This is a genomic window from Mannheimia bovis, assembly GCF_014541205.1.
GTDB classification, from domain to species: Bacteria; Pseudomonadota; Gammaproteobacteria; order Enterobacterales; family Pasteurellaceae; genus Mannheimia; species Mannheimia bovis.
Map to the genome: position 1 here is coordinate 61,289 of NZ_CP061280.1, position 19,153 is coordinate 80,441.

Annotated in this window: 16 protein-coding genes; all 16 read right to left on the reverse strand. The window is 40.4% G+C overall.

The genetic code is table 11. The annotated features are described in order from the left end of the window. Positions 1–5: 5 nt before the first annotated feature. Positions 6–1,277 carry a cell division protein FtsA gene (gene ftsA / locus ICJ55_RS00355; RefSeq protein WP_188156833.1) on the reverse strand — a complete coding sequence of 424 codons (1,272 nt, stop codon included), beginning with the start codon at positions 1,275–1,277 and terminating at the stop codon, positions 6–8. Positions 1,278–1,300: 23 nt separating this feature from the next. After that, a complete protein-coding gene (locus tag ICJ55_RS00360) occupies positions 1,301–2,092 on the reverse strand; it encodes a cell division protein FtsQ/DivIB (RefSeq protein ID WP_188156834.1) in 792 nt (263 codons plus the stop codon). Continuing rightward, positions 2,092–3,003 carry a D-alanine--D-alanine ligase gene (locus tag ICJ55_RS00365; protein WP_188156835.1) on the reverse strand — a complete coding sequence of 304 codons (912 nt, stop codon included), beginning with the start codon at positions 3,001–3,003 and terminating at the stop codon, positions 2,092–2,094. Before ICJ55_RS00365 ends, ICJ55_RS00360 begins: the two co-directional genes overlap by 1 nt. Before the next feature lie 9 nt (positions 3,004–3,012). After that, on the reverse strand, positions 3,013–4,440 hold the full coding sequence (gene murC, locus ICJ55_RS00370) for a UDP-N-acetylmuramate--L-alanine ligase (RefSeq protein ID WP_188156836.1): 1,428 nt from the start codon (positions 4,438–4,440) through the stop codon (positions 3,013–3,015). A gap of 83 nt (positions 4,441–4,523) precedes the next feature. After that, the gene (murG, locus tag ICJ55_RS00375) at positions 4,524–5,579 is read right to left on the reverse strand and encodes an undecaprenyldiphospho-muramoylpentapeptide beta-N-acetylglucosaminyltransferase (RefSeq protein WP_188156837.1); all 1,056 of its coding nucleotides are present in this window, start codon (positions 5,577–5,579) and stop codon (positions 4,524–4,526) included. A gap of 117 nt (positions 5,580–5,696) precedes the next feature. Then, positions 5,697–6,875, reverse strand: a complete 1,179-nt coding sequence (ftsW, locus tag ICJ55_RS00380; RefSeq protein WP_188156838.1) for a putative lipid II flippase FtsW — start codon at positions 6,873–6,875, stop codon at positions 5,697–5,699. After that, entirely contained in the window at positions 6,875–8,176 is a 1,302-nt protein-coding gene (gene murD, locus ICJ55_RS00385; protein ID WP_188156839.1) for a UDP-N-acetylmuramoyl-L-alanine--D-glutamate ligase, read from the reverse strand. The genes ftsW and murD overlap by 1 nt, the downstream gene beginning before the upstream one ends. Positions 8,177–8,234: 58 nt before the next feature. After that, positions 8,235–9,317 carry a phospho-N-acetylmuramoyl-pentapeptide-transferase gene (gene mraY, locus ICJ55_RS00390; protein WP_188156840.1) on the reverse strand — a complete coding sequence of 361 codons (1,083 nt, stop codon included), beginning with the start codon at positions 9,315–9,317 and terminating at the stop codon, positions 8,235–8,237. Positions 9,318–9,342: 25 nt separating this feature from the next. Beyond that, positions 9,343–10,737 carry a UDP-N-acetylmuramoyl-tripeptide--D-alanyl-D-alanine ligase gene (gene murF / locus ICJ55_RS00395; protein WP_188156841.1) on the reverse strand — a complete coding sequence of 465 codons (1,395 nt, stop codon included), beginning with the start codon at positions 10,735–10,737 and terminating at the stop codon, positions 9,343–9,345. Positions 10,738–10,941: 204 nt separating this feature from the next. Further along, the gene (gene murE / locus ICJ55_RS00400) at positions 10,942–12,435 is read right to left on the reverse strand and encodes a UDP-N-acetylmuramoyl-L-alanyl-D-glutamate--2,6-diaminopimelate ligase (protein WP_188156842.1); all 1,494 of its coding nucleotides are present in this window, start codon (positions 12,433–12,435) and stop codon (positions 10,942–10,944) included. A gap of 8 nt (positions 12,436–12,443) precedes the next feature. Then, complete coding sequence (locus ICJ55_RS00405; RefSeq protein ID WP_188156843.1) at positions 12,444–14,498, reverse strand: penicillin-binding transpeptidase domain-containing protein; 2,055 nt, start codon at positions 14,496–14,498, stop codon at positions 12,444–12,446. A 3-nt stretch (positions 14,499–14,501) separates the two neighbouring features. Beyond that, positions 14,502–14,813 (reverse strand): cell division protein FtsL, encoded by a 312-nt coding sequence (ftsL, locus tag ICJ55_RS00410; RefSeq protein ID WP_188156844.1) that lies wholly within the window; start codon positions 14,811–14,813, stop codon positions 14,502–14,504. A gap of 28 nt (positions 14,814–14,841) precedes the next feature. Then, positions 14,842–15,780: a 16S rRNA (cytosine(1402)-N(4))-methyltransferase RsmH gene (gene rsmH / locus ICJ55_RS00415; protein ID WP_188156845.1), complete on the reverse strand. Its 939-nt coding sequence runs from the start codon at positions 15,778–15,780 to the stop codon at positions 14,842–14,844. 15 nt (positions 15,781–15,795) lie between these two features. After that, positions 15,796–16,254: a division/cell wall cluster transcriptional repressor MraZ gene (gene mraZ, locus ICJ55_RS00420; RefSeq protein ID WP_188156846.1), complete on the reverse strand. Its 459-nt coding sequence runs from the start codon at positions 16,252–16,254 to the stop codon at positions 15,796–15,798. A 200-nt stretch (positions 16,255–16,454) separates the two neighbouring features. Beyond that, positions 16,455–16,721, reverse strand: a complete 267-nt coding sequence (locus tag ICJ55_RS00425) for a hypothetical protein (RefSeq protein WP_188156847.1) — start codon at positions 16,719–16,721, stop codon at positions 16,455–16,457. Between the two features lie 3 nt (positions 16,722–16,724). Beyond that, the gene (gene rnr, locus ICJ55_RS00430) at positions 16,725–19,088 is read right to left on the reverse strand and encodes a ribonuclease R (protein ID WP_188156848.1); all 2,364 of its coding nucleotides are present in this window, start codon (positions 19,086–19,088) and stop codon (positions 16,725–16,727) included. Positions 19,089–19,153 lie beyond the last annotated feature (65 nt).

Sequence of the window (19,153 nt, forward strand, 5' to 3'; positions counted from 1 at the left end):
CACTATTAAAATTTTGATTTGAAGAAATCGATAATTTTCTTGGTACCACGACCAATTGGTGCAAAGATATCTTCATTAGAATCTGTATTTGTACTCTGTTCAGTATAATTATAATGGCTATACTGTAAAAGCCCTAATGCCGTTGCATACTGTGGCTTATTCACGTAATCTGTTAAACCTGTAATATTAAGAGGATAACCAACACGCACTTGTGAACCAAAAATAGATTTAGCACATTCTACAATATCTTCTATTTGTGAACCACCGCCTGTAATAACAACTCCGGCAATCAGTTCTTGTTTTATCCCTTTTTGGAATAATTCATTACGTAACTGGGTGAGCTCATCTTCAACCACTTTCAATAAATCGCTGTAACATTGTGATGTTACTGTTGCAACTTGAGCTCGTGTGAAGGTTCTTGCCATACGTCCACCTAACCCTGCAACCTCTATTTTCTTATCTGCATTATGGGTTGGAGGCGAAATAGCACTACCATAAGTTACTTTAAGGCTTTCAGCTTCTGGACGAGAAGTGGTAAATACACGGGCTAAATAATCAGTGATGTTATTACCTGCAAATGGAATAACTTTACTGTATCTTAACGCTCCATCAGTATAAACCAATACATCCATCGTACCGCCACCGATATCAATTAAGCAAACACCTAACTCTTTTTCATCTTCCGTTAAAACCGAATAACTTGATGCAAGCCCTGAAAAAACAACTTGATCGACTTTTAATTTTGCGTGTTCAACCGCATTTTTTAAATTTTTAAGCCACGCTTGATGACAAGCAATTAAATGAGCTTGAACTTGTAAACGCATACCTGATAACCCGATTGGATTTTTAGTTGCAGGTAATCTATCTACGTGATACTCCTGTGGAATCATATGTAATGTTTCCAAACCATCTTGCAATTTAATTGCTTTTGCCATATCAACGGCACTCTCAATATTATCTTGAGTCACAATGCCCCCCGATAATGTTGATGAGCCGGCTTCATTCAATCCAACAATATGTTGTCCCGAAATTGCAAGGGTTACGCCCATAATTTGACAATCTGCAATAGATTCAGCTTGTTCAATCGCTCGTTGAATAGAATTAACTGCAGCATCAAGATCGATTACACCGCCACGATCAACACCTTTAGAAGGGCAAACACCCGCTCCCATTACATTAATCACACCATCAGGCAATACTTCACCCACAACGGCGACTACCTTCGATGTACCAATATCGAGACCTACGATAATTTTTGATTCTGCTGCTTTTGTCATATTATTTTATATTCACTAAACGTTTAATTTTTTATAGGGCTAAATCCAACTGCCGCACCGTACGGATAACGTAAATCAACATAAGCTAATCGATTACCCTCAGGGATATTAATTTCAGGGAAAATTGTTACAAAACGATCGATTTTAGAAGTCCATTCCCCCCTGCCTAATCGCAATTCTACTTGATTAGATAACTCAATCGTCCAAGATCCTCTATTATCTACCGATACAGAGGTCAAATCTAATTTACGGGCATTTAAATCAGCTCGAATCTTATTCCAAGCGTCTAATACATTCTTACCCTCTGAATCTGGCCCATACAATAAAGGCAAGCCATTTTTATCTAATCTATCTTTTGGCAAACTAAACACTACACCCTGTTCTGAGACAAAATTAACATCGTTCCATACTGCAACAGGTTTATGCTCAACTAAGGTAATACTTAAACGATCCGGATAAAGTTTACGAACGACCACATCTTTGACCCAAGGAATAGATAAAAGTTTATTTTTGACCTCTTGAATATCTTGTCCGAAATATCCTTTTAGAGCAGGTTCTCCAGATAAAGTTTCACGAATATCCGCATTTGTTGTAAATTGTGTTTTATGGGTCAGAGCATAGGCTCGAATAGGTGTTTTATCCCAACTTTCAAGTATGTTTTGCCAATGACTATATACACCAAATAGAAATAGTGTACATAATAACACAATTAATGGTTTAATGAATACTAACCATTTACGAGAAGAAACCGAAGTTTTTGGATTAATAACATTAAAACGCACATTTGTGCTGTTTTTTTTGCGGAAAATCCCCATTAAGCACTTAACTCCAATACACGCTCAACTAATGCTTCAAATGAAATTCCTACCGTTGCTGCTGATTTAGGGAAAATACTATGGCTTGTCATACCCGGATTAGTATTTACCTCGACCAAACGGAAATTACCTTTTGCATCTTCCATTACATCAATACGACTCCAACCACGGCAACCCACTACATCGTAAGCAGCTTTCACTAATGCCGCCACTTCTGCCTGACGAGTATCATTTAATGCCGGCACAACATATTGCGTATTATCAGACACATATTTAGCGTGATAATCATAAAACTCACCGTCCGGAATCACCTGTACCGCCGGCAACACTTGACTATCTAACACTGGCACAGAATATTCATTACCGGCTAAAAATTCTTCCACTAACACGATAGAATCAAATTTCAGAGCCTCAGTAATAGCTGGCTCTAATTCTTCTTTGGTTTTCACTTTGAAAACGCCTACACTTGAGCCTTCACAAGATGGCTTAACAAACACAGGCAAACCTAATTTTGCAATAATTTGATCAAAATCGACCGCTTGTCCACGCTGAACTACCACCATATCTGCCGTTGGTAAGCCTACCGCATTCCATAATAATTTAGTGCGGAATTTATCTAGCGTTACCGCTGATGCCATCACGCCACAGCCTGTATAAGGAATCCCCATTTGCTCCAATGCACCTTGTAATACGCCATTTTCGCCAATGCCGCCGTGTAAAATATTAAATACACGTTGAATGCCTTTTTCTTTTAATTTTTCAATCGGGAATTCTTTTGTATCAATACCTTCAACATCATAACCCAAGCTTTTTAATGCTTCCGTTACTGCTGCACCTGAATTAAGTGAAACTTCACGCTCTTGCGAAACACCGCCAAATAACACCGCGATTTTTTCGTTTTTAATGCTCATTTTAAATCCTTATGCTTTCCAATTTTCTGCTAAACCACGAGAAATACGGCTTACACTACCTGCACCCTGTGCCAAAATTAAATCGCCATCTTGAATAATTTGATCTAATACTTCACCTAATTGTTCGGTATCTGACACTAAAATCGGATCAACTTTACCCAAATTACGGATTGAACGAGCTAGGGCTTTACTGTCTGCTCCAACAATTGGCGATTCACCAGCTGCATAAACATCTAATAAAATCAACGCATCAACTTTAGAAAGCACTTGAACAAACTCATCGAATAAATCACGAGTACGAGAATAACGGTGAGGCTGGAATACCATCACTACACGTTTACCCTCCCAACCTTGGCGAGCCGCTTGAATGGTTACATCAACTTCTGTTGGGTGATGACCATAATCATCAACTAACATAATTTTACCGTTCGGGCGAATAAATGAACCAAGCTGGTCAAAACGGCGTCCCGCACCTTGGAAATCAGCAAGAGCGGCTAAAATTGCTTCATTTCCAATGCCTTCTTCTTTAGCCACAGCAAGTGCTGCTGTTGCATTTAATGCGTTATGTGTACCCGGCACATTGAGCAATACATCAATACGTTCACCAGTTGGGCAAATTACGGTGTAATGCCCTTGGAAGCCGGTTTGTTGATAATCTTCAATACGATAATCTGCTTTTTCACTAAAACCATAAGTAATCACTTGGCGACCAACACGAGGAGCAATTTCCATTACCGTTGCATCATCTGCACACATCACGGCTAAACCGTAGAATGGCAAGTTACGCAGAAAACGCACATAAGTGTCTTTCATCTTCTCAAAATCACCACCGTAGGTGTCCATATGGTCTGGCTCAATATTCGTTACTACTGATACCATTGGCTGTAAGTGCAAAAAAGAAGCATCACTTTCATCCGCCTCAGCAATTAAGTAACGGCTTGCCCCTAAATGAGCATTTTTGCCTGCTGATTTTACCAAACCACCGTTTACGAAAGTCGGATCGAGGTTTGCTTGAGTATAAATCATTGAAATCATTGCCGTTGTGGTCGTTTTACCGTGTGTGCCGGCAATCGCAATGCCGTGTCTAAAACGCATAATTTCTGCTAACATTTCCGCACGGCGAATTACAGGAATTCTTGCTTCACGTGCCGCAATAATTTCCGGGTTGGTTTCATCAATCGCAGTCGAAACTACTACCACACTAGCACCTGAAATATTTTCCGCTTGATGCCCTATAAACACTTTTGCACCTGCTGCTGCCAAACGCTGAGTAACCGCACCATCGGCAATGTCTGAACCTGAAATCGCATAGCCTTCGTTTAATAACACTTCGGCAATACCGCTCATCCCTGCACCGCCAATTCCGATGAAATGAATTTGGCTCACACGACGCATTTCTGGCACTAACTTTTTAACTTTATCTTGGAAATTTTTCATCTTGTATCCTGTTATCTGTTCGCAAGCGGTTAAAAACTTCACTGATTTTGCAAATTTTCAGCAAAATCTAACCGCTTGTAGGGTTAATTCGCTTCTTGAATAATTACTTCAGCCACACGTTGAGCGGCTGTTGGTGTCGCTTTTGCTCTGGCTTTCACTGCCATTTCTAATAATTTTTGGCGATCCGCAATTAACGGCTCAAGTGCTTTCAGCAAAGATTGTGGATTGAAATCCACCTGCTCAATAATAATTGCTGCCCCATCTTCCGCCAAATAGTTGGCATTTAAAAACTGTTGGCGATCTTTATGTTGGAACGGCACAAAAACTGCCGGCAAACCTACCGCCGCAATTTCGCACACGGTTAAAGCGCCTGATCGACAAATCACAATATCCGCCCATTCATAGGCAGCTTTCATATCGTCAATAAATTCAGAAGCAATACCGTTACCGGTTTGGTGATAAATCTCTTCAATGCCCTGTAAATTGCCTTTGCCGACTTGGTGGCTGATAAACACATTCTGCCCCAACATTTTTGCTACTTCAGGTACAGTTTGGTTAATCACTCTCGCTCCTTGGCTGCCGCCCATTACCAAAATATTAATCGGGTAGCCACGCTCGGCAAAACGCTGCTCAGGAACAGGCAAAGTCGATAAATCCTCACGCACAGGGTTGCCAACTATTTCAACGTCTTTAAATGCCGTAGGGAAAGCTTGCAACACGCGGCGAGCAACTTTTGATAACCAAACATTAGTTAAACCGGCTACTGCATTTTGTTCGTGTAAAATCACAGGCACACCACATAATTTTGCCGCAATGCCACCCGGACCTGACACATAACCACCCATTCCCAATACTGCATCAGGCTGGTAATTTTTAATGATTTTACGGGCTTGCATCACCGCTTTAAAGATTGCAAAAGGAGCTTTGAGCAATGCACCTAACCCTTTGCCACGCAAGCCTGAAATTTCGATAAAATCAATCTCAATACCGTGTTTTGGCACAAGGGTAGCTTCCATTCTATCTTTCGTCCCGAGCCAACGGATTTGCCAGCCTTGTTTTTGCAACTCTCGAGCCACTGCTATTGCAGGGAAAACGTGTCCGCCTGTTCCACCTGCCATCACTAATAATTTTTTAGCCATTTTTAACTCTTTTTAATAGGAAAACGCGTTATTCTACTTGATATATATCTTTTTTAGTAAACACAAGCGGTTAAAATTGTTTATTTATTTGCAATTTTTAAATCAGAGTAGCTTTTACTACACTGTTTTTATTTTAGCGTGCCCAATTCGCTCAGCTCTATTTTCGTGATCAATTCTCAGCAATACCGCAATCGCAATCGACATAATCACCAAACTTGATCCACCATAGCTCACTAACGGAAAGGTTAAACCTTTGGTTGGTAACAAACCAGAGGCTACGCCTAAATTTACGAAGCCTTGTAAGAAAATCCAAATCGCAATACCAAATGCCATATAGCCTTTAAAACGTTCTTCTAAAATTAAGGATTCTTTGCTGATTTTTAATGCTCGAACCGTTAATAATATCAATAAAAGGACAATGCAAAGAATGCCGAAAAAGCCAAATTCTTCACCCACAACTGCCATAACAAAGTCGGTATGAGCTTCCGGTAAATATTCTAATTTTTGGACTGAATTTCCTAAACCTTGTCCCCAGAATTGACCTTGTCCAAATGCCATTTGCGAGTTAGAAAGCTGGAAGCCGTCTCCATACGCATCAGCAAACGGATCCATAAATGAAGTAACACGTTTTAGACGATATTCAGAGGTTAAAATCAGCACCGCAAACAATACTGTTCCAACCACACCTAAAAACATAAACTGCATTATTTTTGCCCCCACAATAAACAGCATCGAAAATGTGAGCACAAATAATACAAAGGTACTTCCCAAGTCGGGTTGTAAAATTAAGAGGAAGCCAAATACAAATAAAATTACCGCCGGTCGCCAAAAGCTGGCTTTTTCTTTACGGATTTCATCATATTTACGCACATAGAAACTCGCGAAATAGCAAATTACCGCGAGTTTTGCCAATTCTGCCGGTTGGAAATTTAAGATCCCAAGCGGAATCCAACGTACTGCACCATTAATTGAACGACCAAAAATAAGCACCGCAATTAAGAAGATGATTGCAATAAAAAATAAGGCAACACTATACTTTTCCCATTTTTCAACAGGGATCTGTACAAAAATATAACAAAATATAATCGATGCAATAATATACAGTCCATCACGAACAGCAAAATAGAATGGATCGTTGTTCAACCTTGTACTGACAGGAATTGAAGCAGAAGTAACCATCACAAATCCGATTACAAGTAACCCTAAAAATAGCCAAATTAAGGTTCTATCATAAAGCGAATTAGCAGGCGTTAGCCTAACCCATTTATCCCATTCTGTTTTAAATTTGTCTAACATTATGCTTTTTGTCCTTGTGCCAACGAGACAAATACATCGCCACGTTGTTCAAAGTTTTTAAACTGATCTAAGCTCGCACAAGCAGGAGAAAGTAAAACCATATCGCCTTTTTTGAGTTGTGGGCGAATAGCTACAATCGCTTCTTGCATTGTTTCTACCAATACACTTTGTTCACTTAATTTTGCTAATTCCTCGCCATCTTGCCCGAAGCAGTAACAAACAATATTTGGCTTATTAATTAACGGCTTGAGTTCGGAGAAATCTGCGGCTTTGCCATCGCCACCGAGTAGCAAATAAAGTGTACCGGCTACACTCAATCCATTTAGTGCCGCAACGGTACTGCCCACATTGGTTGCTTTGGAATCATTAACCCAACGCACACCATCATTTGTGGCAACGGCTTGGAAACGATGAGGTAATCCCCCATAATTTTGTAATGCTTTAACGATACCCTCACGAGGAACATTAGCAGCGTCTGCCAATGCCATTGCAGCAAGAGCATTCATCTCATTATGACGACCGCTAATTAGCATTTGGTTGGTGTTAATAATGGCAGTATCACCTGCATAAAGCACACAATTACGCATTGTGTATTCTGCATTCTGTTCTGCAAAACGGATTAAATTTTTGACCGCTTGTTCCGGGTAGCTTTGTGCATCTTCACCGTTTACAATAATATTTTCCGCATTGTCATAAATACGCAATTTAGCACTGCGGTAATCGGCAATCGAATCGTAGCGATCCATATGGTCTTCGCTAATATTCAAAATCGTTGCGGCTTTCGCTTTCAGTGAATAGGTGGTTTCAAGCTGGAAGCTCGATAATTCAAGCACAAAAAGATCATAATCTTCGTCTAATAAACTCAAAACAGGCACACCAATATTGCCACCCATTCCAACCTTCAAGCCTGCTTGTTCTACCATTTCAGCCGTTAATGTCGTTACCGTACTTTTACCGTTCGAGCCTGTAATAGCAATAATCGGTGCTTTTGCCTCACGGCAAAACAGTTCTACATCACCAACAACTTCCACACCCGCTTGAATCGCCTGCTGAATTTCAGGCGTTGCCAATGCTAAGCCCGGGCTAATGACGATTAAATCTGACTTGAGCAACCACTCGCTGTTTAATCCACCAGTGTGTAAAGGAATCATTTTATCGAGTTTATCGGCACCAGCCGGATTAGCTCGAGTGTCAATTACTTGGATATTCGCTTTCTTTTTCTTAAAAAAATCAACACAAGATAATCCTGTTGTACCTAGTCCGATAACAGTTACTGTTTTGCCTTGATATTGGTTTTGCATAATTTTTTCTCTAAATCTAAAAAACAGCATAAGGTGCGTAAAAAACGCACCTTATCAATTAACGTAATTTCAGGGTAACTAAGCCTATTAATACTAACATTAGTGTGATAATCCAGAAGCGGACAATCACTCGTGGCTCTGGCCAGCCTTTTAATTCAAAGTGATGATGAATAGGTGCCATTCGGAAAATTCGTTTTTGGCGTAATTTATAAGAACCGACCTGTAAAATAACCGAGAGGGCTTCAACTACAAATACACCGCCCATCACAACTAATAGCAATTCTTGACGAACTAATACCGCGATAATGCCTAATGCTCCACCTAATGAAAGTGAGCCTACATCACCCATAAATACTTGAGCCGGATAGGTGTTATACCACAAGAAGCCTAAACCTGCTCCAACAATTGCCGTACATAAAATAACTAATTCCGATGTGTTTGGAATAAATGGAATGTGTAAATATTGTGCAAAATTGAAGTTACCTGTTGCCCAAGCAATCAATGCAAAAGCAGAAGCGACCAGAATGATCGGTACAATCGCCAAGCCGTCTAAACCGTCTGTTAAGTTTACAGCATTACTTGTACCGACAATCACAAAGTAAGCAAGGATAATGTAAAACACGCCTAATTGTGGCATCACATCTTTAAAGAACGGTACAACTAATTGAGTAGCAGCTGTATCTTTTCCGACCGCATACATACCAAAAACCGCCACTAAAGCGATTGCGGATAACCAGAAATATTTCCAACGGGCAATTAAGCCGTCTGTGTTTTTACGGGATATCTTGCGATAATCATCAACAAAACCAACCACTCCGTAGCCAAATAATACAAATAAGGTAAACCAAACATAAGAGTTGCGAAGATCCGCCCAAAGTAACGTACTCACACCAATAGCCGCTAAAATCATAATACCGCCCATTGTTGGCGTACCACGTTTTTTAAAGTGGCTTTCCGGACCCTCATTACGCACTTCTTGACCAAATTTTAAGATCTGTAAACGTCTAATGACCTTTGGCCCGATCCAAAGCCCGATCCCCATTGCTGTTAATAACGCCATAATGGCACGGAAGGTAATATAAGAGACCACGTTAAATGCGGTATTATATTGCACCAGTAGTTCTGCAAGCCAAACTAACATTGCTTAGTCCTTAAAAATAATAAAATTAAAAATTGATATTAAATTGTTTACAAAGCTCGGAAATCACAGTTTCCATCTTTTGGCTACGAGAGCCTTTTGCAAGTAATACAAGCGGTTGTTTTTGTTCGATTTTTTGCAAAATAATAGGTGTTAAAAATTCAACCATTTGCTGCTTATCGGTAAAGTGATGTTGTGGATTTTGGCTAACAACCGCACTCTCTTTACCAAAACTCAAAATCAAATCCAGCTCCGCTTGTTGAGCAAAATCTGCAACTTCTTGATGACATTTACCACTTTCCTCACCTAATTCTGCCATATCGCCTACCGTAAAAATTCGGTATGCAGGGTAATTTTGTAGCACTGAAATTGCCGACTTCATTGAATCCACATTGGCATTGTAAGTATCATCAATAAATAAGCAGTTATCATTAATTTGTACGGGATACAAACGCCCTTTTACCATTGAACGTTGCTCAAGTCCGGCTTTAACTGCCTCTAAGGTTGCTCCAACCGACATTGCAAGCGAGGTTGCCGCTAATGCATTACTCACATTATGGTTGCCTAAATAAGGAAGCTCAATTTCAATTTCGCCTTGTGGTGTATGAAGCATAAAACGTGAGCCATTTAGCAATAATTCCACATCATCTGCCCAGTAATCCGCGTATGAATCCGAATCTGAGCCGATATAAGAGAAAGATTGAATTTCGTTTGAACCAATTTCCTTCTGCCATTGTGGATAGTAGAAAGCCAAATTGATAATGGCTTTTCCACCGTCTTTCAAACCACGATAAATTTCACCTTTTGCCTGTGCCACACCTTCAAGTGAACCAAAACCTTCTAAGTGAGCAGCGGCTACATTATTCACTAAGCACGCATCAGGTTTGGTAATTTCAGTCGTATAAGCAATTTCACCGATATGGTTTGCACCTAACTCAATCACCGCATATTTATGCTGTTCGGTTAAACGAAGTAAGGTCATCGGCACGCCTAAGTCATTGTTTAAATTACCGAAAGTGTAAAGCACTTCATCTTCACAAGCGGTCATTTTTTGCAAAATTTTTGCCGTCATCTCTTTCACGGTCGTTTTGCCGGAAGACCCTGTCATCGCCACGGTTTTCGGGTTTAATTTTGCCTTTAACCATTTTGCCAATTCGCCCAACGCCAAGCGGGTATCTGCCACAATAATTTGTGGTACGTTGATTTCACTCTCTCGCTCAACCACAACCGCCACACAACCTTGCTCAACGGCATTTGCTAAATAATAATGTGCATCAAAGTTTTCGCCTTTTAATGCAAAAAACAAGCCGTTTTCGACCGCTTGTCGGGTGTCTGTGCTGGTACTTTCTACCATTGTTTCGCCGTTTCCGATAAGACGAGCGTTTAGGATTTCAGCGATTTGTTGGGTGGTTAGTTTTATCATTTTGTTTTTCTTATATAAATCATAAAATATGAGCGTATATTACTCCTGCCAAATCTCCCCTAACCCCTCTTTGCTAAAGAGGGGGATCAGATCTACGAAAATTTGAAGTTCATTTTTCTACATAAACCGCAAATAGCCAGATGAACTAAAAATATGCTTTGCACGATCACCCCTCTTTAGCAAAGAGGTGAGGGGGAGATTTGACTACAATGCTAAATATTGCTTCGCCGTTTCCTGATCCGAAAAATGCAACTTCTCTGTGCCAATAATCTGGTAATCTTCGTGACCTTTACCTGCAATTAAAATCACGTCACGAGCATTTGCTTGTTCGATTGCTGTTTTAATTGCCTCTTCACGATTATGGATAATTTGTTGCGCTTTACTAAAACCTTTGACAATATCCGCCATAATATTCTGGTTATTTTCTGTACGAGGATTATCGTCTGTAGCGATAATTTTATCCGCCAATTTTTCCGCAATCTCTGCCATTAATGGGCGTTTGCCCGCATCTCTGTCGCCACCACAACCGAAAATGCAGTAAAGTTCGCCTTCGCAATGTAAGCGTGCAGCCTCTAACGCTTTTTCTAAGGCATCCGGCGTGTGGGCATAATCAACGATCACCATAGGTTTATTTACTGCCGTAATACATTCCATTCTGCCTGCCACACCAACTAAATTTGGAGCAGTTTTGACTAATGCATTCATATCAAAACCAAGAGCCAGAAGACCTGCAAAAGCGGTAAGAATATTGCTCACATTAAACGCCCCGATTAAACGGCTGTTTAGCTCGCCATTTCCCCAACTGGATGCAAATTGAATAGTTGCACCTTGTAGGGTAAATTTAACTGCGGTAGCTTTTACAAATTGATGGCTAGTCTTGAAGTTAGGATTAACACTTACTGCCACCGCATTTGGTAATTGCTTTAACCATTCAGCACCAATTTCATCATCAGCATTAATCACTTGAGCTTGCGTATTCAACTCACTAAATAAACGGAATTTCGCCTCAGCGTATTCTTCCATTGTGTTGTGGTAATCAAGGTGATCACGGCTTAAATTCGTGAACATTACCAAGTCGAACTCTAAAGCCTCCGCTCTAAATTGAGCCAAACCGTGCGAACTGACTTCCATTGCACAGAAATCTGCCCCTTGTGCCACAAAGCTGGCTAAATTGCGTTGGATTTCAATGGCTGAGCCTGTGGTATTCACCGCTTCTTGCACTTGACCGTATAAACCGTTGCCGATAGTTCCCATCACGGCTGATTTTCCACCTAACAAGTTACGCCATTGAGCCAATAGCTGAGCAGTTGTCGTTTTGCCGTTTGTACCGGTAATACCGGCTAACACTAATTTTTGTGATGGATTATCGTAAAAAACTCCTGCAATCGCAGAAAGCAGTTTTGGCAGCTGAGGTACAGAAATGACTTTACAACAAGCGGTACGATCTAAGTTAAATTTTGCAAATTGTGGATCAAGCTCCACTTCAACTTGATCTTCTTCCGCTTCAGCTAAAATAATTTTTGCCCCTTTCTCAATAGCGTTTGGGATAAATTTTCTGCCATCAACTTGATGACCTTTAAGAGCAATAAATAAGTCGCCTTGTTGAACTTGGCGGCTGTCTAAAGTCATTTGATTAAGCTCGGTTAATTCTTCAACCCAAGCATCTAGCTCTGTGAGAAAAGGGAGTAAACGTTTCATAACTGACCTTAATTGATACTACGTTCTAATTGAATTTCACGCACGGCACTTTGGGTGTCTGGCGTTAAATTATCCGGCTTAATATTACGTTGTTTTAGCGTATAGCCCATAATGCGAGAGAATAGCGGTGCCGATACAAAACCACCATAGTAGTTACCCGCTTTCGGTTCGTTAATTAATACAACTAACGCAAAACGCGGATCGCTTGCTGGGGCAAGCCCTGCAGTATAAGCGATATATTTCTCCACATATTTACCGTTTTCTAACTTACGAGCAGTACCTGTTTTGATTGCGACACGGTAGCCATCAACCGCTGCACGGTGTCCACCTTCGCCTTTTGCAGCAACGCTTTCCATCATATGAACAACTTCACGGGTAGTTTTTTCAGGTAGAACTCGCTCACCAATGACAGGGGGATCTACTTTGGTAATAGAAAGTGGGCGATAAATCCCGAAGCTGCCTAAGGTTGCATAAGCTCGAGCAAGCTGAAGTGGCGTAACATTCAAACCGTAACCATAAGAAAGTGTTGCTCGTTCAATATCTGCCCAGCGTTTACGGTCTCCGTTTGTACCTCGTTGTTCACCTAAACCTAAGCCTGTATCTTTGCCAAAACCGACTTTGGTGTAAGTATCTACTAACGCATTCGCCGGCATTCTTAAGGCTAATTTACTTACCCCAATGTTACTGGATTTTTGTAAAATACCTGTGATAGTCAGGCTGTCTCTTGGAGCAACGTCTTTAATGGTATGCCCGTTTATTACAATAGGTCTTGTACCGATAACTTCATCTTTATAAGTAACTTTATTGTGTAAGGCGGTTAATACAGTAAAAGGTTTTACCGTTGAACCCGGCTCAAAAGTATCGGTAATTGCACGGTTACGCATAAGCTCGGGTTTAAAACTATCACGTTTGTTAGGATTGAATGACGGAGCATTTGCCATTGCCAATACTTCGCCTGTTTGCACATCAACTAATACTGCCGTGCCTGATTCCGCATTATTTTCCTGCACCGCTTTTTTAATCTCACGATACACCATTGATTGTAACTCTTCATCAATACTCAGCATTACATCTTGCGGATCATATTGTTTTTCCGAACGAATATTCTCAACAATATTGCCTTTAGCATCTTTACGGATAATTTGCTTACCGTTTTTGCCGATAAGTAAAGAGTTAAAGCTACGCTCTAAACCTTCCGAACCATTCATATCATCTTTATCGGTAAAGCCAATAAGCTGAGAAGCCTCTTCTGATAATGGATAAAAACGGCGAGATTCGCCTTTAATCACTAACGCATCAATATCAAGATCTTTCGCATACTCACTAATTGCTTCCGATTGGTGACGAGATAAATAGACAAAACGTTGACGATTTTTACTGTAGAGCTCGTCCATTATATCATTATAAGATCGCCCAATTTCTTTGCTTAGAGCTTGGAATTTCTGGCGTTCTAACTCCCAGTGTTCCTGATCTAAACGAACAAAAACAGAACTTGGGTTATTTCTCACTTTTTCTATTAACGTGTTGTAATCCAAGCCTGTAACTTGTGCGAGTTGCGTCCAATAACTCTCACTTTTGGTGTTTAAAATAGAGCGAGGATCAAAATCCACTTTCTCTTTTGAAACGTTTTTCTTCTCAATAAATTTATTTACGCTGGCTTCAATTTTACTTTTTGACGCTTCCATTTCCATCGCTAAAGCTCGCCAGCTTTCGTTTGAACGTCTTAATTTAGTATCAAAATATTCTCTTGGATCAAGTGTTAAAGAATACATCGGTACACTAATAGAGAGAAAACGCCCATTACGATCTAAAATTCGTCCACGTGTGAATTGTAATTCTTTAGTACGAAGCGAGCGGTTATTTGCTTCTTTAATTAATCTTTCAGAATCAACAAGTTGAATATAAGCAGCTTGAGCTAATAGCCCTACTACCATTACCACCATTAACAGTGCTACTACCCAGAAGCGTTTCGGTAAAAAACTAGGTAATTTTTTACCTTCTACTTTTGGTGGCTCTGCAATGGGGGCTTTTTGTTTAGGTTTTACTTTAACTGACTTGACCATTTTCTATTCAACTAAAATTATTTCTTGTTCTTTTTTAATTGGCTGTAAACCGAAGGATTCAGCGGCAGCATCAACTCTCGCTCTTCCACTTCGGCTATTTTCTTCCAACAATAAATTGGTATATTGGCTTTCCAGCTTCTGATTAGCAGAAATCAACTGCCCCTGTTCGCTGACAGATAAACGGGTCTGGTGCGTTACCCAAATTGTGGCGATCGCTGAAATAACCACACCAATGAGCAGTAAAATCGCAACTTTATTATGACTAAAAATATCGTCAATAATAATTTGATGTAACGGATAGCGTTCGTTAGACATTTTCATTCCTTTCATTCACTTAACGTTACTAGCGTTTTTCAGCAATTCGGAGTACCGCACTGCGTGAGCGAGCATTTGCTTCAATTTCTGCTTCACTTGGCATAATCGCTTTTCCAATAGTTTTAAGTGGAATATTTTTATTCAATTCCGATTCCAAAATCGGTAAACCACGAGGCACTTCCATACCTTTACTATGTTTACGCATAAACTGCTTGACCATTCTGTCTTCAAGTGAATGGAAACTGATAATCGACAAACGCCCTTCCGGAGCTAACACCGTTAATGCACAATTAAGAGCTTTTTCCAGCTCATCTAATTCGCTATTAATAAAAATTCGAATTGCTTGGAAAGAGCGGGTTGCAGGATGTTTATGCTTATCTTTAAACGGTACGGCATCGCTAATAATTTGGGCAAGTTGTAACGTGCGGGAAATTTTCTCACTTGCAGATTTATTGTAAGAAACGACCGCTTGTGCAATGCGTTTGGCAAAGCGTTCTTCGCCAAACTCTTTGAGTACCCAAGCTAAATCTTCAACAGAGACTTGAGCCAACCACTCTGAGGCTGATAATCCTTTGGTGGTATCCATACGCATATCAAGAGGTCCATCACGCATAAAGCTAAAACCACGTTCTGCTTCATCAAGCTGCGGAGAAGAAACACCTAAATCAAGTAAAATGCCGTCAATTTTGCCAACCAATCCCATTCGTTCACAAATTTCAGGAATGGCAGAAAAAGCTGTATGTTCAATCTGAAACCGAGGGTCATTAATGGTTTGGGCTTCTGCGATCGCACGAGGATCACGATCGGTTGCAATCAAACGCCCATTTTCCCCAAGTTTGGATAAAATTAAACGAGAATGACCGCCACGCCCAAAAGTACCGTCAATGTAGATACCGTTCGGCTTAATTGCTAAGCCATCAACGGCTTCGTGCAATAATACTGTAATGTGTTTTGGCGTGTCGCTCATCTTTATTTCCAATTACTATAACGAGAGATTTTTTAAGGCATCGCAATCCAACATTTCCGCTGAACTGCCAAAAGCAAGATCTTCTGCAATTTGGGCTTGCCATTGCTTATCTTGCCAGATTTCAAATTTGTTCAATTGCCCAACCAACATAATCTGTTGATCTAATTGAGCGTGTTGGCGAAGTGTAGAGCTAAGTAAAATACGACCTGCCGAGTCCATTTCACATTCGGTGGCAAAGCCTTGCATTACACGCTGAATACGGCGTTGAACGGGGTCAAAATTTGATAATGCCAGCAATTTCTGCTCAACAATTTCCCATTCGTGTAAGGGGTAAAGCAACAAACAAGGCTGACGAATATCAACCGTACAAACTAAGATCCCGTGATGTTTTTCGAGAAGCTCGGCACGGTAACGGGTCGGAATGGCAATCCGCCCTTTACTATCAATGCTGATTGAACTCGCACCACGAAACATTTAATTCTTCGCCTTACTTAAATAATATTGAATTTAAGAAAAAGATCCACAAACCACCACTTTTTCCCACTTAATTGAAGAATTTTATCTATTAGTGATACATCTATCAAGGAGTTTTCATTTATTTACAAAACAAAAGACCTATCTAAGAAGATAGGTCTTTCTGCATTTGCAAATTTTTGTTCAAATTTAACCGCTTGTTAGCGTTTTAGCAGTGATTTCACGAGAGATACCAAACCATAAACCGCCCAATACAACAAGATAGCACCAAAAAACAACGTCGCTGTATGCGGTAGCCAATAATAAATGCCCAAAACTTCAGCTGTTCGGCACTCTAAACGCTGGTAATCATTGAGTTTAGTTAAATCACTACAATCGAAGGGAATGTAACTAAAAACGAAGTAGCTGATGGCTGCAATAACTAATGCAAACAAAATGCTACATAAAATCTGTTTTTTATAATCCATTTCCTATTTCTTCCTTGACTTACTAGCGGTCGTTTTTGTTCGTTTTTTTGCAGATTTTGCCGGCTTTTTCTCTGCCGTTTTCTTCACTTTTTTTACCGTTTTTGGCTCTTTAAAAACCGGCTTTGCAGTGGCTTTTGCTTTTTTCTTAGCTGTTTTACCATTAGTGCTATGTTCGGTTAATAACTCAAAGTCAATTTTCTTTTCATCTAAATTCACGTTGATAACCTTAACCCGAACGGCATCGCCTAAACGATAGATCGATCCTGCTCCACCTACTAAACGTTGTCTGTCTGCGTCATAATGGTAGTAGTCATTATCTAAAGTTGAAATATGAACCAAACCATCAATCAACAGCTCATTAAGTTTCACAAATAAGCCAAATCCCGTTACGCTGGAGATGACACCATCAAACTCTTCGCCTATATGGTCTTGCATAAACTCACATTTCAGCCAATCTGCTACTTCTCTGGTTGCATCATCGGCACGGCGTTCGGTAGCTGAACATTTATCGCCGAATTCGTCCATATCATCTAACTTGTAATGATAGCCACCGCCATCGGTGTAATGACGTGTATTGCCCTTACCTTTTTCGATTAAATATTTAATTGCACGATGTAACAACAAATCCGGGTAACGGCGAATTGGCGAGGTAAAGTGAGCATACTCGGTCAATGCCAAACCAAAATGCCCGATGTTATCTGCCGCATACACTGCTTGTTTCAGTGAACGCAGTAACATTGTTTGAATGAGCTCTTTATCGGCACGTTCGGCAATTTGCTCTAATAATACGCCGTAATCTTTAGGTTGTGGATCAAGCCCAACATCCCACGTTAAACCACATTCACGCACAAACGATTTAAAGCTAAGCAATTTCTCTTCACTTGGTTTATCGTGAATTCGGTAAAGAGCAGGTTCATTGGCTTGTTCCACAAAGCGAGCCGCTGCAATATTTGCTAAAATCATACACTCTTCAATCAGTTTGTGTGCATCGTTACGGATAAGTGGTTCAATGCGTTCAATTCGCCCTTGTGGGTTGAAAATAAATTGATTTTCAATGGTTTCAAACTCTATTGCCCCTCGCTTTTGGCGAGCCTTCATTAAGGTTTGGAACATCGCATAAAGCTCTTCAATATGTGGCACAAGCGGGGAGTAACGCTCACGCAAGGTTTCATCTCCCTCTAGCATTTTCCAAACTTTAGTATAAGTTAAACGAGCGTGTGAATTCATTACTGCTTCATAGAATTTATAATCGACCAGCTCCCCTTTATTGGAAACGGACATTTCCGCCACTAAGCAAAGGCGATCAACCTGTGGATTTAATGAACACAAACCGTTTGAAAGCACTTCCGGCAACATTGGAATTACTCGATTTGGGAAATAAACCGAGTTACCTCGATTAAGTGCTTCCAAATCTAACGCTGTTTTCGGGCGAACATAATAGCTTACATCAGCAATTGCTACCCATAAACGCCAGCCGTTCCCTTCTTTTTGGGCAAAAACCGCATCATCAAAATCACGAGCATCTTCGCCATCAATAGTAATGAGCGGTAAATCACGTAAATCAATACGCCCCTGCTTCGCTTCTTCCGGCACTTCTTCACTCGTAAATTGACGAATTTGCTTTTCTACCCCTTCTGACCAAACGTGTGGAATATCGTGATTGCGTAATGCAATTTCGATTTCCATACCCGGTGCTAAATTATCGCCTAAAATCTCCGTAATAAAACCCACTGGGCGGTTAAAGCTGGCTTTGCGTTCTTGCAGTTCGACCACCACAACCTGCCCCATTCTTGCTCCCATACGGTGCTCATCAGGAATAAGGATATCTTGATTGATACGGCTATCATCAGGCACAACAAAACCGATACCGCTTTCCAGGAAGAAACGCCCAACAATTTGCTTTTTACGGGCTTCCAACACACGCACGATACGGACTTCTTTTCTGCCTCGTCTATCTGTGCCGTTCGGTTGTGCCAGTACAAAATCACCGTGCATTACTTTTACCATTTGAGCATTTGGAATGAACCAATCCTCACTTTTAGTTGTAAGTTTTTCGTGCCCTTCTACTTGTAGAAAACCATAACCATCACGATGACCAATCACTGTACCCTTCAATAAATCCATCTTTTCAGGCAAGGCATAGCGTTTACCTTTGGTAAATACTAACTCCCCATCATTTTCCATTGCTCGTAAACGGCGGCGGATACCCTCGATACGTTCCTCATCGTAAATATGAAAAACCTCCAACAACTCATCACGGCTCATTGGTGCGTTATGTTCACGAATAGTATTTAAAATAAAATCTCGGCTCGGCACAGGATTTTCATATTTTTCTAATTCTTGTTGATAATTTGGATCGACTATCATAGTTGCCCCCTTTATTGTTATTTCCTTATTCTAACTGACTTTTCTTTAGGATTGTTAAAAATTGT